A 23,777-nucleotide genomic window follows, 5' to 3' on the forward strand; every position below is an offset into this window, starting at 1 on the left:
TGGAGAGGCCGCACAGGCGGAACACGGAATTTGGACGACCGATTCGTCCGGCTCCACGAGTCAGTCTAGATCATAATCACGCCTGAGCACGCCGATCCGGGCGTCGGCGCTCCGGCGCCATTCCAGGAGCAGGACCAGCGCGAAGACCAGCCGCTCACTCGGAAATCCGCGTGTGCGCTCGTCGTCGAGCCGCCGGTTGAGTGCCGTCCCGCACAGCCCAGGCAGCTCGCGACCGTCGAGATAGGCGGCCGTGGCGCCATGTCGATCGAACCATTGCACCAGCCACTGACGCATGGGCAGTACGAATCCCTGCTTGCGGCGCTTCAGGATGTCGGGCGGCAGCCAGCGGCGCGCGACCCGGCGCAGCGCGACCTTGCTCTCGGCGCCGGTCCGGCGCCGGCGGGCGGGCAGATGGAGCGCGGCGTCGACCAGTGCCGGGGCGAGGAAGGGGGCGCGACCTTCCAGGCTATGGGCCATGGACATGCGGTCGAACTTGACCAGCAGGTCGTCCGGGAGCCAGGTCGCGAGATCGGCGGCGGTCGCGCGCTGGAGCGGATCCTGGGCCGTCTCCAGCCAGACCATGAGCTGTGATTCCCAGTCGTCCAGGGCCTGTTCCTGGAATTCGGGCTCCAGGAGCGCCTGACGCCCCGCCATGTCGGTCAGCAGCGGAAACCCGGACGGCGTGGCCGGATGCGGATTGCGGATGAGCCGCTTCAGATCCGGATGCAGGGGGCGGCGCGACAGGAGACGACGCTGGATTCCAGCGAGTCCGGGTCCAGGCGCGAAGGCTTGGTAGTAGCCATAGCCGGCGAAGATCTCGTCGGCGCCCTCCCCCGCCAACACCACGCTGACATGAGCGGCGGCCTCGCGGCAGAGCCGGTAGAGCGGCAGCATGGCCTGATCGCCGACGGGTTCGTCGAGCGCGCGCGCGACCTGGGGCAGCAGCTCGATGAAGTCATCGCCCCTGAACTCGAAGTGATGGTGTCTGGAGCCGACATGCTGGGCGACGGCACGCGCGAAGGGACTCTCGTCGTGCCGGGCGCTGGTGAAACCCATCGAGAAGGTGTCGATGGCGGGCTTGGCGCGGGCGGCGACGGCGGCGACGATCGAGCTGTCGAGTCCGCCCGAGAGGAAGACGCCGACCGGGACGTCGGCGACCAGACGGCTGGTCACGGACTGCTCGACGAGTTCGGCCAGGGCGTCGTCGGAGATGGCGCGCGCGGTACCGAGCGGCTGGACGAAATAGCGCCGATGCTCGATGACCGCCGGTTCGTCGAGCCGGACCCGCAACAGCTCGCCGGGCAGGACGCGCCGGATGGTGCTGAAGATCGTTCGCCGGCCGGGCGTGAAATGCAGGGCCAGATAGCGCTCGAGCGCCGGCGGGTCGATGGCCGGATCCTGTCCGTGTAGAGCGGCCAGGGTGAGCAGATCGGAGCTGTAGGCGAAGACAGTGCCAAGCTGCGTGTAGAAGAGCGGTTTTTCGCCGAAGCGGTCGCGGGCGAGGATCAGCTCGCGACGGTCACGGTCGAGGATGGCGATGGCGTACATGCCGTCGAGACGCGCGAGCAGTCCGTCGAGTCCCCAGAGCGCGTAGCCGTGCGCCAGCACCTCGGTGTCGCCGGCGGTCGCGAAGCGCGCGCCGAGTGCCTGGAGTTCGCGTCTGAGTTCGCGATGATTGTAGATCTCGCCGTTCTGGAAACAGACCACCTGTCCGTCACGGGCCTTGAGCGGCTGCCAGCCGTGCTCGAGGTCGATGATGGAGAGCCGGCGCATGCCTAGGGCGACGCCCGGCTCGAGATACCGGCCCTCGCCATGCGGACCGCGTGGACGCATGTAGTCGCCGATGACGTCGAGCAGATGCCCGGAGCGGGTATCCGGATAGCCGATCAGACCGTAGATGCCGCACATGTCAAAGACTCACGCGCTGAAACTCGGTGTCGGTTGTTCGAACGACTCGGCGGCCTCTTCGAACAGGCGGGCATAGGCCGCGGCCATCTCGTCGAACTGGGTCAGTGAACGCAGGACCAGGGGCGCATTGCGCCTGTAGCGCGCCAGACGCTCGGGATCGTCCATCAACGCCCGCAGGCGCTCGGCCAGGACGCGCGGACGGCCGGCCGGATAGAAGTCGGCATTGATGCCCTCGCGTACCTGCTCGACGACACCATAGGTCGGCGCCGAGACGATCGGCAGCTCGAAGGCCATGGCCTCGAGGATGACGCGCGGATAGCTCTCGATGCGCGAGGTGCAGACGAAGCAGTCGGCCGCCGCGTAATAGAGCGCGGGCTGACCGACCTCGGCGATGATGTGGATACGCTCGCGCAACGCGGGCGCCAGCGCCTCACGGGCGCGATGCAGCCTGAGACTGTAGTCGCCCGGACGGTCGCCGACGATGAACACGCGCAGCCTTGCCGCGACTTCCGGCGGCAGATGGGCACAGGCCTGGACCAGATCGAGCTGACCCTTGCGCTCACAGACCGTGCCGAGCAGCAGGACGACGAAGTCCTGATCGGCGACCTCGAGCCGGCGACGGGCCTCCTGCCGCGCCCCCTCCTGAAGCACACCCTGGAAACGCGCCGGGTTGAGTCCGTTGTGGATCACCGAGAAGTTGTTGCGGCTGTTGAGCGGCTCGAACTGGCGTCGCGTGGTCTCGGCGACGAAGATGATCCGATAGGGTTCGCTGAAGCAGCCGAGCGCCTCGACGGCCAGCGGCGGCGCGAGGAAGTCGAAATAGGTCTGCCAGGGCTCGCTCTCGCGCACGTTCCAGAGGCTGGGCTTGCCCAGACGCCGGGCGGCGGCGATGGCATAGAAGGTCTGGAGGGTGTTGGCATAGATCAGATCGACCCCGAGCGACTCGGCCAGCGCGGCGAAGCGGTCGATGGCCGCTTCGTAGGCCTGGAGATCGAAGACGCCCAGCAGCGGATGAGGGCCGACGATGACCCGGATGCCGGCCTGTTCGTAGAGCGCGCGCAGCGGTCCCTCGTAGGGCGAATAGACGATCGGTTCCAGGACACCGGCCTCCTTGAGCGCCAGCGTGAGTTCGTATTGGCTGTAGGGCGCGCCCTCGTGGTTGAGCGTGAAGGCACACATGAGCACGCGGATCGGTCGGGGCGCCGATCCCCGAGGCAGACGGCGCGAGGCGATCCGGAACCCCTCGTCGTCGAGCGACAGATTCGGGTTGTAATAGGGATCGCGATAGTCGCGATAGCGGGCGCGGAAGTTCAGCACCTCGGCGGGATCGTCCAGACCCGGTCCGCGCGAATAGCCCTCGTGATGGTAGAGCTCGGCGCCGGGGGCATAGACACAGCGATAGCCGGCGGCGATCAGCCGATAACCGTAATCCACGTCGTTGTAGGCCACGGCGAACTGTTGCTCGTCGAAACCGCCGAGCCGCTCGAAGAGCGCGCGCGGCGTCAGCAGACAGGCGGCGGTCACGGCCGAATAGTTGCGCCCGACCATGGCATAGGAGAGATAGCCGTGATGCCGGCGCGGATGGCCCTTGAAGGCCGGGCCGGCCAGACCGTCATAGTAGCCGTGCACGATGCCGGCGTGCTGGATGGTCTCGTTGGGGAAGAGCAGACGCGCCCCGACCGCCCCGACGCCCTCCAGACGCGCATGGCCCATCATCTGACTGAGCCAGTCGGGCGCGATCACCTCGGTGTCGTCGTTGAGGAACAGCAGATAGTCGCTCGTGACCTGGCGCGCGGCCTGATTGTTGATGGCCGCGAAGCTGAAGCCCCTGGGACCGTTCGGGATCGAGAGCACGGGATGATCGAGTCCGGCGAGATAGCGCCGGGTGTCGGGATCGTCGCTCGCGTTGTCGATGATCAGAACCCGATGATTCCGGTAGCTGGTGCGCGCGAGTGAATCGACACAGCGCTTGAGGATGCGCCCGTTGTTGCGGCTGGGGATGAGGATGGAGACGCTGGGGCCGTCGTCCGGAAAGCGATGCCAGTAGATCCCCAGGCCGCCGCGTTTGGCCCAGAGCGGCCGATAGGCCTCGGCCGTCACCCCGCGCCGGCTGAAGGCCTCGTTGAGCGCACGCTCACCGGCGTCGAAACTGGCCGGCTTGGCGTTGCCGCTGGTGGCCGTGGAGCCGGTCAGGGCGCGCCAGTGATAGAGGATACGCGGGATGTGATGCACCGAACGGGCCTGCTCACTGGCGCGCAGCGCGAGATCATAGTCCTGCGCCCCCTCGAAGCCGACCCGCAGTCCGCCGAGCGCGGCGAAGAGTTCGCGCCGGATGACGAAGAGATGGCTGAAGTACATGTAGTAGAGCAGCAGTTCGGGACTCCAGTCCGGTTTGAACTGCGGATCGTAGCGCCGGCCATCGACGTCGATCTTGTCGTCGTCGGAATAGAGCAGATCCGTGTCCGGCCGGTCGATCAGCGCGAGCGCGACCTCCATCAGCGCCTCGGGCGCGAGCAGGTCGTCCTGATCGAGCAGACACAGATGCGAGCCGCTCGCCAGTTCGGCCGCGCTGTTGGTGCAGCGGCTGATGTGACCATTGACGGGTCTCAGCACGATACGGATGCGCGGATCTTCCGCCGCCAGTTCGAGCAGGCGCTCGCGTACCCAGGGTTGGGGGCTGGCGTCGTCGGCGATGCACAGTTCCCAGTGCGGATAGATCTGGGTGCGGACCGAGTCGATCGCGGCCTCGAACAGGTCGCGCGGCGGGTCGTAGACCGGCATGACCACCGAGAGCCGCGGCCAGTGCGCCTCGGCCCGCTCCGCCATGCGGCGCTGGTAGACGACCCGGTCGGCCGCGGTGAGTCCGTTGACCTCGATCCAGGCCTGGTAGGGATCGACCGGGGACGGCAGACTGAAACCGGCGGGCGGCGCGAGATCCAGGGTGATCGAACGCTGCTGGGCATGCACATTGAGCGCGAGCCGGATCAGTTGCGGCAGTTCCGCCGGACGCGGCAGACGCCGATGATTGCGATACCAGGTGCGCGAGGCGTTCAAGACGAAACCGGGAAAACTCGCTGCCCGACGCAGGCCCGGAATGAGCACGGACTTGAGGCCCGGATCGGGCAGGATATTCAGGGTCGGCATCGGCTCGACCGACTCGGTGCGGCCATCGGCCAGCACGGCCGAGACGTGCAGCCGATAACGGCCTGGGACCAGCTTGATCTGGGCGCAGAACCCGGTGTTCGCGCCATGCGCGATCTGAGCATGGGCGTCGTGGACGTCCGGGCGCGCGTGACCATAGTCACAAGGGATCGCACAGCCATCGATCTCGATCTGGAGCGACTCGATTTCATGGTGCGGATGCAGGCACCAGCCGGACAGGCGGATGGAACCCGCCAACCCCAACCCCAGGCGCGGGGTTTCGAGGAAGAAGCGCAAGCGGGCGGATGGGGCGCGTTCGACCAGTTCCTGCCGATAGGTCTCGATCTGAGATTCCAGTGTTTCGATCCTGGACTCCAGTGAAGCGGCGTTCCGGCGCGCGGATTCGATCTGCTGCTCCAGGCACTGATGCGAGTCCCTAGAGACGTCCAATTGACTCTGGAGTTCGTCGATGTCGAGTCGAGCCGCGTCGATCTCCCGTTCGCGCAGCACCAGTCCTTCGCGCAAATGCTCGGCCTCCCGTTCGACCAGTGCGAGCAGACGCGGCAGATCGCGCAGCCGATCCGAATCGAGCCGACGCGCGATCTCCGGCAGACGTTCGGATAGCCGGGCGAGTCCGTCCGGTGCGCGCAAGACACGATGGAGTTCGGCCACGAACGCGGGCATGTCATCACGGGCCTCGGGTATCCGGGTGTCGAGATCGCCCGAGTGCGACAGGCTCGAATCGATCACGTCGGCCGACGGCGGATCGGCCTGGGTGTCGTCGATCCAACCCTGGGATTGGAGCCAGGCGGTCAGGCGCGCGGCCTCCCGCTCGGGAGCGGCGATGAGATCCTCGTAGTGCACCAGGATGGATTCGGCCGGATCCACGGCTCCGAGCGCCTCGAACAGATGCAGCCCCCAGAGCCACAGCCCTTTGAGCGGCTCGAAACCATCGCGACGCGCCAGCGAATCGGCACAGGCGAGCGGGTCGCGCACCATCACCAGATAACCGACGCGATAACCGGCCTCCCGGAGCAGGGTCCGCCAGACCGGCAGCAGCCGGCACAGACGCGGATCCTTGATCGCGATCGAGGGCGCCTCATCGAAGACCTGCCGCAACAGATCCCGGAACTCGGGGCGCGCGCGCTCGATCAGCGTCTCGGTCGCGGGCAGCGCGTGAAACAGCGTATGCCAGTGCGCGGCGCCGGCGGCGAGCAGGCTGTCATTCAGACCGATGACGGCGCGCGACTCGAAGTGACCATGCGGATTCCATGCGTTCGCCCCGATCAGATCCCGACCGAGGTGAAAGCCGGTCCGCCCCAGCAGCTCGGCGATGGCGCTGGTGCCCGTGCGGTGCATGCCGATCACGAGCAGACAGGATTTGTTTGGTTCCGCTGCAAGCGTCATCTGTGTCATTCGAAGTCCTGAAATCCTGAGTCGATCATAAGACGTCCGCAAAACCATCGCGCGTGAACTGAAACCACCAATGTCCCAGCCAAAGGATGACGAGTGCGATACCGCCATAGAGCAGCCAACCCGTGACATCGGGCAGCAGGCCGAGAACGAGCAGTTTACGGCCTTCCTCGATCATGAACGAGAGTGGATTGAGCGCCATCCAGAACTGAAAGACCTCCGGGAGACGCGAAACCGGATAGAAGACGGGCGAGAGGAACAGCAGGATCGTGGTCAGGACACCGATCGCCTGACCGACGTCGCGGACGAAGGTGCCGAGGGAGGCCAGCATCAGCGACAGCCCGGCGGTCAGGAGCACGAACGGCAGGACGAGGATCGGCAGCAAGAGCGCGGTCGCCGGCAGGGTTCCCTTGAGCAGCCATTGCACCAGCAGCAGGGCGATCACACTGACCAGTGCGTGGAAGACGGCGGCCAGGACGAGGATCCAGGGCAGGATTTCGAGCGGAAAGATCACCTTCTTGACGTAATTGGGGTTGTGAAGGATGACGCTCGGCGCGCGATTGAGGCACTCGGCGAAAAAACCGTGAACGATCATGCCGACGAAGAGGATGATCGCAAAATCGGCGCGTGACTCGTTCGGCAGCCCCCAGCGCGACTCGAAGACATAGGAGAAGACGAAGGTATAGACCATCAGCATCAGCAAGGGATGCAGCAGCGACCAGGCGATCCCCATGAAGGAGCCGCGATAACGCCCGAGCACTTCGCGCTGAGTCATCTCGATGATCAGCCGACGATGGGTCAGGAGCGGAGCAAAACAGGCGGACAGGGAGCCGAGAAGACGAACTACTGGACTTGAGGTCATTCGTGAATGGCCTTGATTGGATTCGGGATCAGCGCCGATACAGCGCCGCGAGTTGACGGAGCGCGAGCTTGAAATAGCCGGGTTGATAGAAATGCCTGCTCATCCGGTCGGAGAGCCGGTGTGCGCCCTGCCGCACGAGCGCCCGATGCGCGCGACGCTCGGCGATGCAGGCCGGAAGCCCGCGCCAGGCATCCCGATAGACGCGATAGACGATTTCGGGATGCCCGGCCAGCAGATGGCGGGCAACCGCCAGGGTATGCGCGAGCAGCAGCCACAGGGCCTGACGCAGCAGCAGGCGCGAGGAAAACCACTTGGCATGCATCCAGATGACGTTTCGCAGTCCGTGATAGGCGATGAAGGGATTATACCCCTTACCGGTACTACCCTGCCCCTGGTGCAGAGCCACAGTCACATCGATATGGACGGGTCGATAGCCCTTGAGCAGAGCGCGCACAGCCAGATCCGTATCCTCGCAGTAGCAGAAGAATCGCGGGTCCATCACATAGCCGAACGATGACTGCATGTCACGGATGAAGCCGCGGTCGAGCAGACAGCAGCCTCCGGTCGGCCCCAGGAACGGTTCTCGAAGATCGAGGCGGTTTGCGGGCATCAGGCTAGCGTGGAGTGCGATGCCGAGAGTGTCGACGGCTTGCGGATCCATCAGGTCGTGCAGACGTCCGCCGACCATTCCGGCTTCGGGTGAGGCGGCGAGCGCGTCCAGCAGCTCGCGCATCAGCGGCGGCAGGGCGACGGCATCATTGTTCAGGAGCAGGATGGCGCGACAGCGCTCGTCCTCGAGCAGCACGTCGATGGCGAAATTACAGCCCGCGGCAAACCCCAGGTTGACACTGGAGACGAAGAGACGCAGTGAAGTACGCTGGAAACGCTCGAGGATCTCGGGGGCGATGATCGCCCCCCCATCCTCGGGCGCATTGTCCAGCACGAGGATCCGGGATGGGGCCGGATCGAGGGCGGCCAGCGACTCGAGACAGCGCCGAGTCGCCAACGGGGTCCGATAGTTGATGAGGACGACTCCGACGGCGGACTCATCGGGACAGGGCGCGCTCCAGACGAAACGTTCCTCGACGGTCACTGGAGTCAGGCCGGACGCACGACTCATTCCTCCCGGAACGCCTGCGCCACACGATCGGTGAGCGGACGGATGAGATAGTCGAAGAAGGTGCGCTCGCCGGTCTTGATCATGGCCTCGACCGGCATCCCGGCCTGGAGCACGCGCCCCTCGAGCTTGGCTATGCCCTCGGGTGTGACCTCGATGCGGGCGAGGTAATAAGGCTGGTTGGTGGCCTGATCGACGAGCCGGTCGGCCGAGACGGTCAGAACGCGCCCTGGAATGACAGGTGTGGTGCGGGCATTGAAAGCGCTCATGCGCAGGTCGGCCTCCATGCCGGGGGCGATGCGGTCGATGTCGACCGGCTGGACGCGGGCCTCGATGATGAGCGACTCGCCCTCGGGGACGACGTCGAGGATGTGATCGCCGGGCCGGATGACGCCGCCGACGGTGTGCACACTGGAGCCGACCACGGCGCCGGCCGCCGGCGAGCGCACGACGGTGCGCGCGAGCTGGTTGCCGAGCGCGCGCATGCGTTCGCGCAGGTCGGCGAGCTTGGTCTCGACGTCGCGCAGATCGGTGACGACCTCGCTGGTGAACTTGCGCTTGAGCTGGGCGATCTGGATCTCGGTCTCGCCGATCTGGATGCGCGCGGCGGCGATGTCGGACTGGTGCTGGGCGCGCTCACCCTGGAGTTCCGCCGACAGACGCTCGTATTCGCGCAGGGTGCGCTTGTCGCCGAGTCCCTTGTCGAAGAGCTTGACCATGCCTTCGATCTCTTCCTGGTAGAGATCGATACGCTTGGTCTTGGTCTCGATCAGGGCTTCCAGACCACGGATCTGCTCCCGGAGCTGGTCGCGGCGCTGTTCGAGCACCTGCTGCTCGCCGATGAGCGATTTGCGGCGGGCCTGGAAGACCCGTTGCTCGCCGGTGATGGCCTCGGCGATGCGCGGGTCGTCCTGGGCGGCGAGGAGTTCCTCGGCGAAGGCGATCTCGGTGAGATCGTCGCGCTCGGCGATCAGACGCGCCTCCTGGGCGCGCAGCGACAGGAACTGGCCGCGGGCGATCTCGAGCTGGGCGCTGGCCTCGGTGTCGTCGAGCCGGACCAGCACGTCGCCCTCGGCCACGCGGTCGCCCTCACGCACCAGGATCTCGCTGACGATACCGCCGTCGAGATGACGGACGGTCTTGCGCGCCGACTCGACCGCGACCACGCCTGGAGCCACGGCGGCGCCTTCGAGGGGGGCGAGCAGCGCCCAGGTGGTGAAGCCGCCGAGCGCGATCAGCAGGACGAGCAGGCCGATGAGGCGCTCGGGTTTGTCGCTGATAGGGATGGGGGAGGATTCCTCGGTCGCGCCGAGATGACGGGGAGTGACTGTGATGTCCATGATGGTTCAACCGGCGGCTTGAGCGGGGAGCGTGCCCGTGGCGGCGGGGCGCGGAACGGCGGTCGGGCGGGCGAACTGGGCCAGCACCTGATCGCGCGGACCGTACATTTCGACCTGCCCCTCGCGCATCACCAGGATCTTGTCGACCGAGCCGAGGATGCTGGGTCTGTGGGTGATGATGACCACGGTCGTGCCTTCGGCCTTGAGCTGGGCGATGGCCTTGACCAGCGCCGATTCGCCCTGGTCATCAAGGTTGGAGTTCGGCTCGTCGAGCACCACCAGCACCGGGTTGCCGTACATGGCGCGCGCCAGACCGATACGCTGACGCTGGCCGCCCGAGAGCACGGCGCCGGCGTCGCCGATCGGGGTGTCGTAGCCCTTGGGCAGACGCAGGATCATCTCGTGGACCTGCGCACGCTGGGCGGCGGCGACCACCTTTTCAGGCTCGATCTCGCCGAAGCGGGCGATGTTCTCGCTCACGGTGCCGTCGAAGAGCTCGATGTCCTGCGGCAGATAGCCGATGTAGGGGCCGAGTTCGTCGCGGTTCCAGTGGCCGATGTCGGCCCCGCTCAGACGCACCTTGCCGGCGGCCACCGGCCAAACGCCGAGCAGCACGCGCGCCAGACTCGACTTGCCGGCGGCGCTCGGGCCGATGACGCCGATGACCTCGCCGGGGGCGATCTCGAACTGCACGCCGCGCAGCACCGGTAGGTTCGATCCGGGCGGGGCGGCCAGTACGCCCTCGAGCGTGACCCGGCCGTCGGGCGCGGGCAGGCTCATGTAGCGCGGACGCTCCGGGATGGCGTGCAATAGATCATGCAAGCGCTTGTAGGCCGAGCGCGAGGCGAGGAAGCCCTTCCAGCCGCCGATGAGCTGATCGATCGGCGCCAGGGCGCGGCCCATGATGATGGAACCGGCGATCATGACGCCCGCGGTGAACTGATGCTGGATGACCAGATAGGCGCCCAGACCCAGGATCAGCGACTGGAGCGTGATGCGCAGCACCTTACTGGCATTGGAGAGCAGGGCGGCGCGGTCGCTGGCCAGGGCCTGGAGTCTGAGCACTTCACGATGGCGCTGGAACCAGCGCTCGTGCACGCGCGGCAGCATGCCCATGGCTTCCAGGGCCTCGGCATTGCGCAGGTTGCCGCCGAGATAGCTGCGCGCACCGATGGCCAGGCCATTGGCCTGGCCGAGCGGCCGGCGGGTGGCGAGTTCGTTGGCGAGCGCGAGCGAGAACAGGATGGCGGCGCCGATGATGGCGAACCAGCCGAACCAAGGGTGCATCAGGAAGAGCACGGCGATGTAGACCGGCATCCAGGGCACGTCGAAGAAGGCGAAGAGTCCGTTTCCGGTCAGGAACTGGCGCAGGTTGGTGAGATCCTCGATCGGCTGGGCGCCGACGCCGCGTCCGTCGCGCAGCTTGGCGTCGAACATGGCGCCGAACAGACGCGGATTGAGCTGCATATCGAGCCGGGCGCTGACACGCACCAGGATACGCGAGCGCAGCAGTTCCAGCAGGCCCATGACGGCGAACAGCCCGACCACCAGGATGGTCAGCATGATGAGGGTCGACTCGCTGCTGCTGGCCAGGACGCGGTCATAGACCTGGAGCATGTAGATTGCCGGGGTCAGCATCAGCAGGTTGATGAAGAGACTGAAGAAGCCGGCGAAGAGGAAGGAATTGCGACTGGCCTTGAGGGCCGCACGCAATTCGTCGTCTGGACGATGGTTGGGTTTCACGGATGGGCCTGCAGGTGAGATTCGGTGGTCGGTACCAGGGATGTGACCCGAAGGGTCCGGCGCGTCCGGTCTTGGAACCCGGACGGACGGAACCGACCCTCGTCGCGATCACGCGAAACGTGCGTCTTTGGTACCTGGAAAGATGCCCGATTATAGCTCAGCCCAAGAACGATGCGCCAGTGGGTTGGATGACGCTCCGTCGCCGCTCAAGGACTGCCCCAGTCGAATTTCAGGACGTCCTGATCCTCCAGCAAAAAGGAGGCCGGCGTCCTGGTAGTGGTCTGAGCGGCGTTCGCCCGGAGATCGGCCAACCGTCCGAGCAGACCGATATGTTGCATCGCGAGCAACTGGCAGTAGGCCAGGGGCAGGCCCCCGACACGGCGCAGTTCGAGGAAGTGCTCGTCGGACGCATGGTTGAGCGCAGACTCGTCGATCTGGAACAGACCCTGGATCCGGCGCTCGTTCTCACCGGCCTTGAGCTGGATCGGCCAGGGGCGGATCAGTTCCAATCGCGCCAGCATGTCGCAGACCAGGGTGGTCTGTTCACGGTTACGCTCGACCTGCTGTAGAAAATCCAGCACCTGTTTCAGGCTCTCGGACGGCTCTCCGGCGGCATCGAAGAAGGGTTCGCCCTGCCCCGCCTCGGTCAGCAGACCGCTGTCCTCGTCCAGACAGAGTACCCGGTCGCCGCTCTCGGTGCGCGCCAGCGCGAAGGGATGGCCGCGCAGGGCCGATGGGATATAGGCGCCGATCCAGCGGCCATCGGGGGCGACGAAGAGGTTGGCGGTCGGTTCGATGCCGAGGACGGCCACCGGGACGTAGCGCTCGTCCTGCCTGACGAAGGCGATCGGCAGCGACATGGCCGCCTTGGGCAGTTCGGCCGCGACGAGCGGCGCCAGTGCGGTGTGCGCGGCGAAGGCGTAGGAGTCGAAGCGTTTCCAGCCCTTGTCGGCATGACGTTCGCGGGAGATGGGGACGATGTTTGGCATGATGTCGATTGGCGCTGATTTCGTTTCAAAAACTCGACTCGGGTACCGAGTGGTGCTTTACCATCATGACGCGGGCGCAATACCCTGGAGCGATGCTTGCGCTCCAGGGCACTCCGGATTCTCGGATCGACCAGGCACTGAGCGATCCGAGTATATATAACCGATTGCGCATCGGAAGGCGTGAAGCCGATGATAGCAACACCCTGGAGGTTCGAGTCGAGACGGCCGCTCCGACACTGTGGTTTCGGCGCCCGTCCGATCGATCCGGCCTCGACGATTACAGACAGGACTCTAACATGCAAACCCTCTTGGTCACGGGCGGCGCCGGCTTCATCGGCGGCAACTTCGTCCATCACATCCTCGAACAGGCCGACGTCCGGGTGGTCAACCTGGACCGCCTGACCTATGCCGGCAACCTCGACACACTCGCGAGCCTCGCCGGCGATCCGCGCCACGTCTTCGTCCAGGGCGACATCACGGACGCCGATCTGGTCGGGCGTCTGCTGCGCGAGTACGAAGTCGATGCGGTGGTCAACTTCGCCGCCGAGAGCCATGTCGACCGCTCGATCGACGGACCGGCCGAGTTCATCCGGACCAACGTCGTCGGCACCTTCACTCTGCTCGACCGGGCACGCGATTACTGGTCCGGAATCGGTCCGGCGGCGCGCGCGGCCTTCCGCTTCCTGCACGTCTCGACCGACGAGGTCTATGGCTCGCTCGGGCCGACCGGACTCTTCACCGAGACCACGCCCTATGCGCCCAATTCGCCCTATTCGGCTTCCAAGGCCGCCTCCGACCATCTGGTGCGCGCCTGGTTCCACACCTATGGGCTGCCGGTGCTCACCACCAACTGTTCCAACAACTACGGCCCCTATCAGTTCCCCGAGAAGCTGATCCCGCTGATGATCCTCAAGGCCCAGGCCGGCGAGCCGCTGCCGATCTACGGCGACGGCGGCAATGTGCGCGACTGGCTGTTCGTGCTCGACCACTGCCGCGCCATCGCGCGCGTGCTGGAGGCCGGCACGCCGGGCGAGGTCTACAACGTCGGCGGCAACAGCGAGCGGACCAATCTCCAGGTCGTCGACACGCTCTGTGCCCTGCTCGACGAACGTCTGCCCGACTCGCCGCATCGTCCGCACAGCCGGCTCAAGACCTTCGTCGCCGACCGGCCCGGACACGACCGTCGCTATGCCATCGATGCGACCAAGCTCAAGCGTGAGCTGGGCTGGGAGCCGACCGAGACCTTCGAGTCCGGGATGCGGCGCACGGTCGACTGGTATCTGGACAATCCCGACTGGTGCCGGCGCGTGATGGACGGCAGTTATCGCGGCGAACGCCTGGGTTCGAGCATGGGAGGAGCTTGAGATGACGCGCAAGGGCATCATTCTGGCCGGCGGCTCCGGCACCCGGCTCTATCCGCTGACACGCTCGATCAGCAAGCAGCTGCTGCCGATCTACGACAAACCGATGATCTACTATCCGCTCTCCACCCTGATGCTGGCGGGGATGCGCGAGATCCTGATCATCACCACGCCGCATGACGCGCCGCTGTTCCACGCGCTGCTCGGTGACGGGTCGCAGTGGGGACTGTCGCTGAGCTATGCCGTCCAGCCCGAGCCGAATGGACTGGCACAGGCGTTTCTGATCGGTCGCGCGTTCCTGGCCGGCGCGCCCTCCTGCCTGATCCTGGGAGACAACATCTTCTACGGTCATGGTCTGGTCGACCAGCTCAAGGAGGCCAATGCACGACAGACCGGCGCCACCGTGTTCGGTTATTACGTGTCCGATCCCGCGCGTTATGGCGTGGCCGAGTTCGACGACTCGGGCCGGGTGCTCGGCATCGAGGAAAAACCCAAGCATCCCAAGTCCAACTGGGCCGTGACCGGACTCTATTTCTACGACGGACGCGCCCCGGATCTGGCCGCCGAGCTCACACCCTCGCCGCGCGGCGAGCTGGAGATCACGGATCTGAACAACCGCTATCTGCGCGAGGGCGCGCTGTCGCTGACCCGCATCGGGCGCGGTACTGCCTGGCTCGACACCGGCACCCACGCTTCATTGATGGAGGCCGGCCAGTTCATCGAGACCATCGAAAAGCGTCAGGGCCTCAAGATCTGCTGCCCCGAGGAGATCGCCTATTTCAACGGCTGGATCGACGCCGAGCGGCTACGTGCCATGGGCGAGGAGCTGAGCAAGAACGGCTATGGCCAGTATCTGCTGAGTCTATTGCAGCGGGGTCGCGTCTGATGAAGGTGATCGAAACGACCATCCCCGGCGTACTCATCCTGGAACCGAAAGTCTGGGGCGACGAGCGCGGCTATTTCCTGGAGACCTATCGCGCCAACCAGTACACCGAGCTCGGCATCCCGGCGCCGCTGGTGCAGGACAACCAGTCCTTCTCGCGTCGGGGCGTCCTGCGCGGGCTGCATGTCCAGCATCCGCGCGCCCAAGGCAAGCTGGTCCAGGTGCTGGCCGGCGAGGTGTTCGACGTGGCCGTGGATATCCGGCGCGGCTCGCCCCACTTCGGACACTGGGTGGGCGTGACGCTCTCGGGCGAGAACAGGCGCCAGTTCTGGATTCCGCCCGGTTTCGCCCACGGCTTTCTCGTCACCGGCGAGAATGCGCTCTTCGTCTACAAGAACACCGACTATTACAGCCCGGAGACCGAGTTCAGCCTGCGCTGGGACGATCCCGACCTCGGCATCGACTGGCCGCTGGCCGGGATGACGCCCGAGTTGTCGGCCAAGGATCGCGACGCGGCCCGCTTGCGTGACATCCCGCTCGATCGTCTCCCCGGCCTGGAGGATTATCCATGACCACCACCAAGACCCAGGCCGGCCACCGGCCCAAACTGCTCCTGATCGGCGCCAACGGCCAGGTCGGCTGGGAACTGCGCCGCACGCTCGCCGGCGTCGGCGACGTGATCGCCGCCTCGCTGGAGGGCGAATACGGCCCGACCATCGATCTGATGGATCCCGCCGCCCTCGCCCGCCTGATCGAGGACAGCCGGCCCGACGCACTGATCAACGCGGCGGCTTACACCGCCGTCGACAAGGCCGAGAGCGATCGCGCGACCGCCCAGCGCATCAATGCCGACGCGGTCGGCGAGATGGGCGCGCTCCTGGCCGAGCGCGGCACGCCGATCATCCATTACTCGACCGACTTCGTCTTCTCCGGCGGTCTGGGCCGTCCCTATACCGAGGACGACAGCCCCGACCCGCTCAACGTCTATGGCGAGACCAAGCTCGGCGGCGAGCGCGCCCTGCTCGACTCGGGCGCGCGTGCCCTGATCTTCCGCACCAGTTGGGTCTATGGCGCGCGCGGAGCGAACTTCCTGCTCACCATGCGCAAACTCTTCCGCGAGCGCGAGGAACTGCGGGTGGTCGACGACCAGATCGGCTCGCCGACCTGGAGCCGGATGCTGGCCGAGATCACGGCCCTGGTGCTCCATCGCGTTCTGCGCGGCGACCTGGATTTGGACCGGATCGGCGGACTCTACCACCTGACCGGCAGCGGCCAGGTCAGTTGGTACGGCTTCGCCGGCGCCATCCTGGAGGCGAGCGGCGCCCGGACCAACCTCATCCCCATCCCGTCATCCGAATATCAGGCCCCGGCCAAGCGTCCGACCTTCTCGGTGCTCGACAACGGGCGCTTCCAGGAGACCTTCGGACTGGCGATGCCGGACTGGCGCCTGTCGCTGGCGCAGTGTCTCGAAGAACTGCGATCTTGAGCGACAATCCACCGCCATAATCGATTTCATTCACTTGGCTCGCGGTACTCGCGCGCGAGTTCGACAAAGGCGCGCAGATACTCTATGTCGGCCTCGCGCTCGCGGATGCCGACGAAGATCTGCTTGGCGATCCCCTGTGCGCCGAGTCGCACCGACCGCCGAACCGGAATTCCTGCCGGACATCCACATCCACGTCCGGCCAGGCGGCCGGATAGGGTGACACCACCTTCAACAGCCATTGATAACGTGAGTTCTGGATAAGGGCGGCGGCTCTGGGGGGCGAAACCGGCTAAGGTTTCAGGAGATCATCCCGATGCCCCGGAGAGCCGCCATGATCGATTGTGAAGCCGTTTACTGTGATGTGGACGATTTCTGCCAGGTGTTTCCGCCGGCCTGGCATCGCCGGCTCCTAACCAGACGTCATCACCATCGAGACCTCGCGCTCGGACATGGAACTGCTCGACGCCTTCGACGATTATGGTCGCCGCCGCGAAGACCCTGCGCGCGGCCATGGCCTGAACCGCACGACCTGGGTCAGCGCAGGCTAAAACTGATCGGCACCGTGATGGTCAGGGTACCCAGGCCCAGGCTGGCGGGGATGGGCGGCATGGGCGAGGCCCGTTGCAGCATGGCCTTCACCTCTTGGTCGAGCACTGGATAGCCGGAACTCGATTCGATCCGATGGGACAGCAGGCGTCCCTGGCGGTCGATGCTGAAGGTCACGCGCACGACTCCTTGTTCCTGACGTCGACGCGCCGGCTCCGGGTAACGCTTGTGCCGTGCGAGCCAGGCGGCCAGCGTGGCGTGATAACGGCGAACATTCGCCGGATCGACACCCTGGCCGGCACCGCCGTCATTGGCGCCGCGTCCCGATCCCCCTCGACCCGCCTGGGTACGATCGCCCTTGGCGGCGCTATCGGACGTCCCCTTCCCCGCGGTCGAGGCGATCGCCCCGGAACCTGTGGAATGTGATTCGGCACCCGCCGCCGGCTTGGACGGTGCCGGCGGCTTCACCGAGACGTTCTTGGGACGCACCTGGCGCGTCTCGACCGGTCGCTTGGGTTCTTCGCGCTTGCGCGCCTTCGCGACCTCCACCGATTTCGCGCCCCTCGGCTCCTCCGGTGTCGGCGTCTTGGGCGTCGTCGTCGGCGCGCTCGGGGGCGTCCGGATCGCGTCCTTGGGCATGGGTGCGGACGTGGTTAGCGTCGGGGTCGGCTGCTCAGTGGCGATCGGCTCCGGATCACCACCCCCGCCGGGCTCGTCCGCGCCGGTGCCTCCGGGCGGTTCGGATACCGCCAACCGGAGGCTGTAGACAGGTTCCGCCTGGGGCGTTGGGGAAGATGGCGTCGGCCACACCAGCAGCACGACTCCATGGACCGCGCCGGCCACCGTCAATGCGATCAGCCAATGATGGGCGCGGATCTCCATCAGCGCCGACCGACCGTCATCAGATCGACACGCGCGATTCCGGTCTCGCGCAACAGTGTCAGCACCTCCCGCAGTGACCCGGCATCGAGCCGGGCATCGGCCTTGATGGTCACCGACCGCGATGCCGGATCGGCGAGGGCGGCGATCGTCTCCGCCAGCGCATCGGCGCCGATGCGGCGATCGTCCAAGGCCATCCGCCCCTCGGCATCGATGAGCAGGAGGAGTCGCGCCTCGTCCGGCTTGCGACCCGCGTTCGCGGCGGGCGGCGTCACGTCCAGCGGCTCGGGCGGTGTCAGCCGCCCCATGAGCATGAAGAAGATCAGCATCAGGAAGATGACGTTGATCAGAGGGATCAGCCGGCCGTCATCGGGCGGACGGCGGTTCGGGCGTCTCAATTTCATTCCAGACTCACCTCGGTCACACCGACGGCCAGGATCCGGTCCATCAGCGAGACCAGGGTCTGGAGATCGACCTCGGCGTCCGGCCGGATCAGGACGCGCAACTCCGGTCGCTGCCGGAAATCGTCGCGCAGCCGTTCCACGAACGCATCCGGCCCCAGCACCGCATCGCCCAGGTCGACACAGCCATTGGCCTGGAGCCGAACCGACAGGCTGGGCCTCTGCGCGTCCTCGGTTTCCGCCGGCGCCGTCTGGTTTGCGTCGACAGGGAGCACGCGCCACGACTCGAAATGCGAGGCGAGCAGGAAGAAGAGCAGCAGGATGAAGACGACGTCGATCAGGGGCGTCAGGCCGATCGGGGTACGTCGGCGCGGTGCGCGCCGCTCAAGCTGCATCGCCGACCTGCCCCGCATCGGTCGCTGCGAATCTGGATTGGCGTCCCGGCCCGACATCCGGGCGTGTGGCCACGAGATCGCGCGTGAAGACCTGGGTGACGGCGTCTTCCATCCGATGTCCACAGCGCTCGACACGCCGCTCCAGCCAGGTGTGGGCCAGCACCGCCGGGATGGCGACGCTCAGGCCAACGGCGGTCGTGAGCAGGGCCTGCCAGATCCCGCCCGAGAGGATGGCGGGATCGACCTGAGTCCCGGCCGATTCGAGCCGGCGAAAGGCCTCGATCATCCCCAGCACAGTGCCGAGCAGTCCCAGCAGCGGACTCAGGGTGCCGATGATCTCCAGCGCCCGCAGATAGCCGCGCAGCCGCTCCAGCTCGACGCTCGCGAGGCGTACCAGCTCCTCGCGCAGCAGTGTCTGGTCGACGTCCGGCCGTTCCAGCCCCGCTATGGCGACCGCGACGACCCGCGCCACCGGCGAGCGCTGCCGGTGCAGGAGCGCGAGCGCGGCCTCATCCTCATGCCGCCGCCACAGTGACAGCGCGTCCTGGACGGGACCGAGCGCGCCGAGACGCAGAAACTGCCAGAGCTTGAGCAGCACGATGGCCAAGGCCAGCACGGACAGCAGCCCCAGCACCAGTAGCACCGGACCGCCCATGTCCATGACGACCGCCAGCCGTTGCGGTACCTGTGTGACCAGGTGGCTCCAATCGAGTCCAGGGATCACGGCCAGACTGTCGCCGGAGTGCGCAACGGGCGCTGTTCCATCCGGCGGTGTACTCCCGAGCGCAAGGACTGGAGCCGCCGTCTGCATGGGGTCGGTCATTGGGTTGGCGTCCTCGCTAGGGCGATGATCGGGTTCACGGCGTCGGTGGTAGCGTGTTACGTGGATAAAAATTATCATACTGCGCGTCCCGGCATCCAGCCGTGGCTGTATCAGGCCGGCATTCCCCATCGTTGAGGAACCTATTGCATGTACTTGCGACGCTCATCACTTGCTCAGATCGCGCTCGTCCTCTTCAGTCAGGGTCTGGCCTGGTCTGGGGTGCGCGCACAGGACGTGATCACACTCGAGACCATCGAGGTCGACGCCGAGCGGATCCTGACGCCGACCAAACAGGCTGAAGAAACCGTGTATACCGGGACCGCCCTGACGACCCGCGGGATCGAACTCCAGGGCGCCAAGGCGGCGATGCAGGTCTGGGGGGCGATCGATCTGCTGCCGGGTGTGAGCGCCGAGCAGCCGGACAGCCGCGGACTGGAGGTGGAGCAATCGAGCGTGCGTCTGCGCGGGGTGCGCAGTTCGCTGGGCACCCTCACCGTGGAAGGGGTGCCGAACTACGGCGGTAACCCCATCGGTCCGCGGGATTATCTCTACGACCTGGAGAACATGGAGTCGATCTCCGTCTACAAGGGCGCGACCCCGGCGGATATCGGGACCGGCGTCGGCACGCGCGGCGGGGCCATCGTCCTGCATCCCAAATGGCCGGGCGAGGAGGCCGGTGCGGAACTCAGCCAGCGGGTCGGCGGCAATGAATTCACGCGGACCTATGCGCGGCTGGAGTCCGGTCGGCTGAATGACAGCGGCACCCGGATCGCCGGCGCGGCCTCCTACTCGGAGGCGGACAAGTGGCGGGGTCCGGGCGAGCTGGGTCCGCGGATCAATGCCAATCTGGCGCTCGTTCAGCCGTTGCGCGAGGATCTCGAACTCAAGCTCTGGCTCAATCACAACGACCAGGAGCAGCACCTCTACCGGGCGCTGACCTATGCGCAGGTCGCCGGGCCCGGGGCGAATCTGGATCTCGACTTCAACGCCCGGCGCACCGGGAACGCGGCCGACGACATCTATTACTACGACTACAATCGCGGCTCCTACCTCAATACGGATCTGCTCTCGGTCCTGACCTACCGGCCCAGTTCGGACACCCGCTTCACCCTCAAGCCCTACTACGCCAACGAGGACGCCAAGATCCTCCAGGGCACCACGGCGAGCGGCGGACGGGTTCAGGAGCGCAACCGCGACATCGAGCGCTGGGGTCTGATCGCCGAGGCCGGCACCGAATTCCAGGGGATCTCCGCCCTGCTCGGGTATCACTATGAGCACGCGGATATGGAGATCACCTCGGAGAATTACGCCATCACCCGCACCGGACTCAGTTATCGCGGCTACGGCGTGCTGGCGACCACCGGGGCGACGCACATCCACAGCCCCTATGCCAAGCTCGCCGGCCGACTCGGCGCACTGAACTGGCAGGCCGGACTCAAATATTTCCAGTTCCAGGATGCCGCCAGCGACGGCTACACGACCGGCGGAGCGCCCGACTATGCCCTGGTGCGGGCATCCGACCTGGACCGCGAGGCGCGTTCCCATGACATCTGGCTGCCGTCGCTCGGCCTCTCCTACGACCTGACGCCCGAGACCCGGCTCTATGCCAGCTATGGCCGGGGATTCATCCGCCCCTATTCCTACATGCCCATCATCAATACCTACAGCAGCAACCGCGCACGCTTCCAGGCCGCCGGGGTCACGCTGAACGAGCTGTTCGCCGGCTATGACATGGAGGAGTCCGATACCCTGGATCTCGGCCTGCGCGTTCGCGGCGCGCGTTTCGAGATCATGCCGACGCTCTTCTTCGGCCAATACCGGAACCTCCTGACCAGCGTGTCCGACTCCCGCGTACTGGTCAACGGCAAGCCGGTGAGCTACCAGCAGAACATCGGTGAGGCCACGGGCTACGGACTGGAGCTGGCGATCAGTGCCTATGTCTCGGATGCTCTCACGCTCTATCTCAACCCGACCTATACCCGCCTGACCTACGACGCGGATCTGACCTATCAGGGCACGACCCTCGACACCAAGGGCAAGCAGGTGGTCGACACGCCGGAGTGGATGGCACGCGCGGGACTCATCTACCGGATCGGGGACTTCGAGCTACGCCCGGTGCTGCGCTACCTGGGCGAGCGTCATGGCGATTCCCGGCACGCCGAGTCGATCGACGCCGTGCTGCTCGCGGATCTCACCCTGAGCTACAGCACCGAGCGGCTGTGGCCGGGTAAGAAACTCAAGGCGTCGCTGGAACTGACCAACCTGTTCGACGAAGATTATGTCGCGGTGATCAACGCCTCGGACGACAGCCAGGGCGGAAGTGCCAGTTACTATCCGGGGGCGCCCTTCACGGCCATGCTGACGCTGGGGATCGAGCTGTGACGGCTTGCACGCGCCGACATGTCCTAGGTCTGTTGGTCGCCGGACTCGCCGCGCCCGTGTGGCGTTCGAGCAGCGCGGCTTCCGCCGAGCGGGTGCTGGCCGTCGGCCCAGGCGCGCTGCGGCTGTTGGCCTATCTGGGGGCGGCCGAGCGTCTGGTCGGGCTGGAGGACATGGAACGACGTCCGCTCTCGACCAGCAGCTATCGCTATGCCCTGCCGCCCGGATTGGCCGACCTGCCCTCGATCGGACCCGGCGGTCCGGGCCGTCTGCCGGACCTGGAACAGCTGTTGGCGCTGCGTCCGGATCTGGTCGTGACCGTCACCCTCGACGGCCAGCAGATCCAGGCACTGCGCGAGCGCGCCGGACTCCGGGTGCTGCCGCTGAGCTATGGCGACACCGGCCTGCTGCGGATCGATGACCTGCTGACCTCGCTGCGCACGCTGGCCGCCGCTCTGGGCCGGGAGGCACGCGCCGAGCAACTGGCCGGATTCCTGACCGCCAACCTGACCGAACTGCGCGAGCGGCTGGCCGATGCCGCGCCGGCGGCGGCCTATCTGGGCGGCATCAGCCTCCAGGGCGCCCATGGCCTCACCAGCACCCAGTCGGGACATCTGCCGCTCGTCTGGGCGGGCGCCGACAACTTGGCGGACCGGGCCGGACCCGCCGGGCATTTCTTCATCGACCGCGAACAGCTCCTGCTCTGGGATCCGCCGACGCTCTTCATCGATGGCGGCGGGCTGGCCAATGTCTTGACCGAGTACGCCGGAAATCCCGGCTTCTACCAACGTCTGCAAGCGGTACGCGAAGGCCGGGTCTATCTGACCCTGCCCTTCAACGCCTATAACACCAATGTCGAGAACGCCCTGGCCAATGCCTGGATGATGGCCAGGGTGCTGCACCCCGCCGCCCTGGCGGATCTCGATGTGCAGGCACGGGCCGGCGCCATCATGCGGACCTTCCTCGGCACAGACGTCATGCCGGCTCTGGCCCGCAACGGCCTGGGTCTGGGTCGGCTGGATCTGGAGACCGGACAGTGGACGCCGCTGTCCTGAGCGCGCCGCGCGCGGTCTTCCAGCGCCGGACCGGGCGGCGTCTGCTGACAGGTGCGGCGCTCCTGATCCTGCTGGCCGGACTGGTGATCTATGCCCTGGGTCAGGGCAGTTATGCACTCACACCCGAAGCCGTCCTGGCCGCGCTGGTCGGCGGCCCCGGAGCCGCCGATCCGGCGGCGCACGTCATCTGGTCGATCCGTCTGCCGCGTCTGCTCGCCGCCCTGCTCGCCGGCATGAGCCTGGGTCTGGCGGGTGCGATCATGCAGAGCGTGCTGCGCAATCCGCTCGCCTCGCCGATGACGCTCGGAGTCTCCCAAGGCGCGGCCCTGGGCGCCACCTGCGCCATCGTGCTGCTGGGTGCGGGCGAGCTGAACCGGCTGGGACCGAGCGCAGTGGTCATCCAGGAACCCTCTCTGGTGGTCGGCGCCGCCCTGATCGGAGGACTCGGAACCGCCGGAGCCATCCTGCTGCTGGCCCTGCTGCGCGGGTTGCGCCCCGAGGCGCTGGTGCTGGCCGGCATCGCGCTCGGCGCCTTCTCCAGCGCCGGAACCATGCTGGTACAGTATTTCGCCACCGAGACCCAGGCGGCGGCGACCCTGTTCTGGACCTTCGGCGATCTCGGCAAGGCGGGTTGGCGCGAGGTCGCCTGGCTGGCGGCGGTGCTCGTGCCGCTGTTCCTGCTGCTGAGGCGCGCGGCCTGGTCACTCAACGCCCTGGCCTGGGGCGAGGACAGTGCCCGCGCGCTCGGAGTGGCGGTCGGTCCGCTGCGCCTGTGGGCACTGGCGGCGGGGGCGGTGCTCGCGGCGGTGGCCACAGCCTTTCTCGGCGTGATCGGCTTCGTCGGACTTATCGCACCGCATCTGGTGCGCCTGCTGATCGGCGCCGATCACCGCTATCTGCTGCCCTACGCCGCGCTGGCGGGGGCGATCGTACTGCTCGGCGCCGATACCCTGGGCCGCCTGATCATCGCCCCGGTGGTGCTGCCGGTCGGAGCGGTCACGGCCATGCTCGGCGCGCCCCTGCTGCTCGCGCTGCTGCTGCGGAGGAGTCACTGAG

General features: G+C 66.5%; 19 protein-coding genes. 7 read left to right on the forward strand and 12 right to left on the reverse strand.

All coding sequences use genetic code 11. The features are described 5' to 3' along the window. Positions 1–60: 60 nt before the first annotated feature. The 7 genes from asnB to Atep_RS13880 form a co-directional block, all read right to left on the reverse strand. Positions 61–1,908, reverse strand: coding sequence for an asparagine synthase (glutamine-hydrolyzing) (asnB, locus tag Atep_RS13850; protein WP_213379048.1), 1,848 nt, complete (start codon positions 1,906–1,908; stop codon positions 61–63). 9 nt (positions 1,909–1,917) lie between these two features. Further along, positions 1,918–6,465: a glycosyltransferase gene (locus tag Atep_RS13855; RefSeq protein WP_213379049.1), complete on the reverse strand. Its 4,548-nt coding sequence runs from the start codon at positions 6,463–6,465 to the stop codon at positions 1,918–1,920. A 25-nt stretch (positions 6,466–6,490) separates the two neighbouring features. Beyond that, positions 6,491–7,237, reverse strand: a complete 747-nt coding sequence (locus tag Atep_RS13860; RefSeq protein ID WP_213379050.1) for an ABC transporter permease — start codon at positions 7,235–7,237, stop codon at positions 6,491–6,493. A 115-nt stretch (positions 7,238–7,352) separates the two neighbouring features. Then, on the reverse strand, positions 7,353–8,444 hold the full coding sequence (locus tag Atep_RS13865; protein ID WP_213379051.1) for a glycosyltransferase: 1,092 nt from the start codon (positions 8,442–8,444) through the stop codon (positions 7,353–7,355). Beyond that, positions 8,441–9,781, reverse strand: coding sequence for an HlyD family type I secretion periplasmic adaptor subunit (locus Atep_RS13870; protein ID WP_213379052.1), 1,341 nt, complete (start codon positions 9,779–9,781; stop codon positions 8,441–8,443). Before Atep_RS13870 ends, Atep_RS13865 begins: the two co-directional genes overlap by 4 nt. 6 nt (positions 9,782–9,787) lie before the next feature. Beyond that, on the reverse strand, positions 9,788–11,524 hold the full coding sequence (locus Atep_RS13875) for a type I secretion system permease/ATPase (RefSeq protein WP_213379053.1): 1,737 nt from the start codon (positions 11,522–11,524) through the stop codon (positions 9,788–9,790). 206 nt (positions 11,525–11,730) lie between these two features. Continuing rightward, the gene (locus Atep_RS13880) at positions 11,731–12,513 is read right to left on the reverse strand and encodes a SapC family protein (RefSeq protein ID WP_213379054.1); all 783 of its coding nucleotides are present in this window, start codon (positions 12,511–12,513) and stop codon (positions 11,731–11,733) included. 296 nt (positions 12,514–12,809) lie between these two features. Here Atep_RS13880 and rfbB point away from each other — a divergent pair, with 296 nt between their 5' ends. The 4 genes from rfbB to rfbD are packed head-to-tail and all read left to right on the forward strand — an operon-like array spanning position 12,810 to position 16,243. Then, on the forward strand, positions 12,810–13,877 hold the full coding sequence (gene rfbB, locus Atep_RS13885; protein WP_213379055.1) for a dTDP-glucose 4,6-dehydratase: 1,068 nt from the start codon (positions 12,810–12,812) through the stop codon (positions 13,875–13,877). A gap of 1 nt (position 13,878) precedes the next feature. Beyond that, positions 13,879–14,760: a glucose-1-phosphate thymidylyltransferase RfbA gene (gene rfbA, locus Atep_RS13890; protein ID WP_213379056.1), complete on the forward strand. Its 882-nt coding sequence runs from the start codon at positions 13,879–13,881 to the stop codon at positions 14,758–14,760. Further along, complete coding sequence (rfbC, locus tag Atep_RS13895) at positions 14,760–15,329, forward strand: dTDP-4-dehydrorhamnose 3,5-epimerase (RefSeq protein WP_213379057.1); 570 nt, start codon at positions 14,760–14,762, stop codon at positions 15,327–15,329. Before rfbA ends, rfbC begins: the two co-directional genes overlap by 1 nt. After that, the gene (gene rfbD / locus Atep_RS13900; protein WP_213379058.1) at positions 15,326–16,243 is read left to right on the forward strand and encodes a dTDP-4-dehydrorhamnose reductase; all 918 of its coding nucleotides are present in this window, start codon (positions 15,326–15,328) and stop codon (positions 16,241–16,243) included. Before rfbC ends, rfbD begins: the two co-directional genes overlap by 4 nt. Positions 16,244–16,269: 26 nt before the next feature. Here the strand turns inward: rfbD and Atep_RS16945 are convergent, their stop codons facing one another. From Atep_RS16945 to Atep_RS13925, 5 genes are all read right to left on the reverse strand, one after another. After that, the gene (locus Atep_RS16945; protein WP_272876293.1) at positions 16,270–16,395 is read right to left on the reverse strand and encodes a hypothetical protein; all 126 of its coding nucleotides are present in this window, start codon (positions 16,393–16,395) and stop codon (positions 16,270–16,272) included. Positions 16,396–16,777: 382 nt separating this feature from the next. Beyond that, complete coding sequence (locus Atep_RS13910) at positions 16,778–17,671, reverse strand: TonB family protein (protein WP_213379059.1); 894 nt, start codon at positions 17,669–17,671, stop codon at positions 16,778–16,780. Beyond that, positions 17,671–18,072, reverse strand: a complete 402-nt coding sequence (locus Atep_RS13915) for an ExbD/TolR family protein (RefSeq protein WP_213379060.1) — start codon at positions 18,070–18,072, stop codon at positions 17,671–17,673. Before Atep_RS13915 ends, Atep_RS13910 begins: the two co-directional genes overlap by 1 nt. Further along, the gene (locus tag Atep_RS13920; protein ID WP_236786243.1) at positions 18,069–18,464 is read right to left on the reverse strand and encodes an ExbD/TolR family protein; all 396 of its coding nucleotides are present in this window, start codon (positions 18,462–18,464) and stop codon (positions 18,069–18,071) included. Before Atep_RS13920 ends, Atep_RS13915 begins: the two co-directional genes overlap by 4 nt. Then, complete coding sequence (locus tag Atep_RS13925; protein ID WP_419467057.1) at positions 18,454–19,287, reverse strand: MotA/TolQ/ExbB proton channel family protein; 834 nt, start codon at positions 19,285–19,287, stop codon at positions 18,454–18,456. The genes Atep_RS13920 and Atep_RS13925 overlap by 11 nt, the downstream gene beginning before the upstream one ends. 147 nt (positions 19,288–19,434) lie before the next feature. Here Atep_RS13925 and Atep_RS13930 point away from each other — a divergent pair, with 147 nt between their 5' ends. The 3 genes from Atep_RS13930 to Atep_RS13940 are packed head-to-tail and all read left to right on the forward strand — an operon-like array spanning position 19,435 to position 23,776. After that, positions 19,435–21,669, forward strand: coding sequence for a TonB-dependent receptor (locus tag Atep_RS13930; RefSeq protein WP_213379062.1), 2,235 nt, complete (start codon positions 19,435–19,437; stop codon positions 21,667–21,669). Then, complete coding sequence (locus Atep_RS13935) at positions 21,666–22,721, forward strand: iron ABC transporter substrate-binding protein (protein ID WP_213379063.1); 1,056 nt, start codon at positions 21,666–21,668, stop codon at positions 22,719–22,721. The genes Atep_RS13930 and Atep_RS13935 overlap by 4 nt, the downstream gene beginning before the upstream one ends. Continuing rightward, positions 22,703–23,776 (forward strand): FecCD family ABC transporter permease, encoded by a 1,074-nt coding sequence (locus tag Atep_RS13940; RefSeq protein WP_213379064.1) that lies wholly within the window; start codon positions 22,703–22,705, stop codon positions 23,774–23,776. The genes Atep_RS13935 and Atep_RS13940 overlap by 19 nt, the downstream gene beginning before the upstream one ends. The last annotated feature ends 1 nt before the right edge of the window (position 23,777 follow it).

Source organism: Allochromatium tepidum (assembly GCF_018409545.1).
GTDB lineage: Bacteria > Pseudomonadota > Gammaproteobacteria > Chromatiales > Chromatiaceae > Thermochromatium > Thermochromatium tepidum_A.

Coding starts and splice junctions, on each gene's coding strand:
- Atep_RS13920 (WP_236786243.1), bottom strand. CDS start 18,464: ATGCAGCTTGAGCGGCGCGCACCGCGCCGACGTACCCCGATCGGCCTG.
- Atep_RS13930 (WP_213379062.1), top strand. CDS start 19,435: ATGTACTTGCGACGCTCATCACTTGCTCAGATCGCGCTCGTCCTCTTC.
- Atep_RS13855 (WP_213379049.1), bottom strand. CDS start 6,465: ATGACACAGATGACGCTTGCAGCGGAACCAAACAAATCCTGTCTGCTC.
- Atep_RS13925 (WP_419467057.1), bottom strand. CDS start 19,287: ATGACCGACCCCATGCAGACGGCGGCTCCAGTCCTTGCGCTCGGGAGT.
- rfbB (WP_213379055.1), top strand. CDS start 12,810: ATGCAAACCCTCTTGGTCACGGGCGGCGCCGGCTTCATCGGCGGCAAC.
- Atep_RS13880 (WP_213379054.1), bottom strand. CDS start 12,513: ATGCCAAACATCGTCCCCATCTCCCGCGAACGTCATGCCGACAAGGGC.
- rfbD (WP_213379058.1), top strand. CDS start 15,326: ATGACCACCACCAAGACCCAGGCCGGCCACCGGCCCAAACTGCTCCTG.
- Atep_RS13910 (WP_213379059.1), bottom strand. CDS start 17,671: ATGGAGATCCGCGCCCATCATTGGCTGATCGCATTGACGGTGGCCGGC.
- Atep_RS13865 (WP_213379051.1), bottom strand. CDS start 8,444: ATGAGTCGTGCGTCCGGCCTGACTCCAGTGACCGTCGAGGAACGTTTC.
- Atep_RS13860 (WP_213379050.1), bottom strand. CDS start 7,237: ATGACTCAGCGCGAAGTGCTCGGGCGTTATCGCGGCTCCTTCATGGGG.
- Atep_RS13915 (WP_213379060.1), bottom strand. CDS start 18,072: ATGAAATTGAGACGCCCGAACCGCCGTCCGCCCGATGACGGCCGGCTG.
- rfbA (WP_213379056.1), top strand. CDS start 13,879: ATGACGCGCAAGGGCATCATTCTGGCCGGCGGCTCCGGCACCCGGCTC.
- rfbC (WP_213379057.1), top strand. CDS start 14,760: ATGAAGGTGATCGAAACGACCATCCCCGGCGTACTCATCCTGGAACCG.
- asnB (WP_213379048.1), bottom strand. CDS start 1,908: ATGTGCGGCATCTACGGTCTGATCGGCTATCCGGATACCCGCTCCGGG.
- Atep_RS13870 (WP_213379052.1), bottom strand. CDS start 9,781: ATGGACATCACAGTCACTCCCCGTCATCTCGGCGCGACCGAGGAATCC.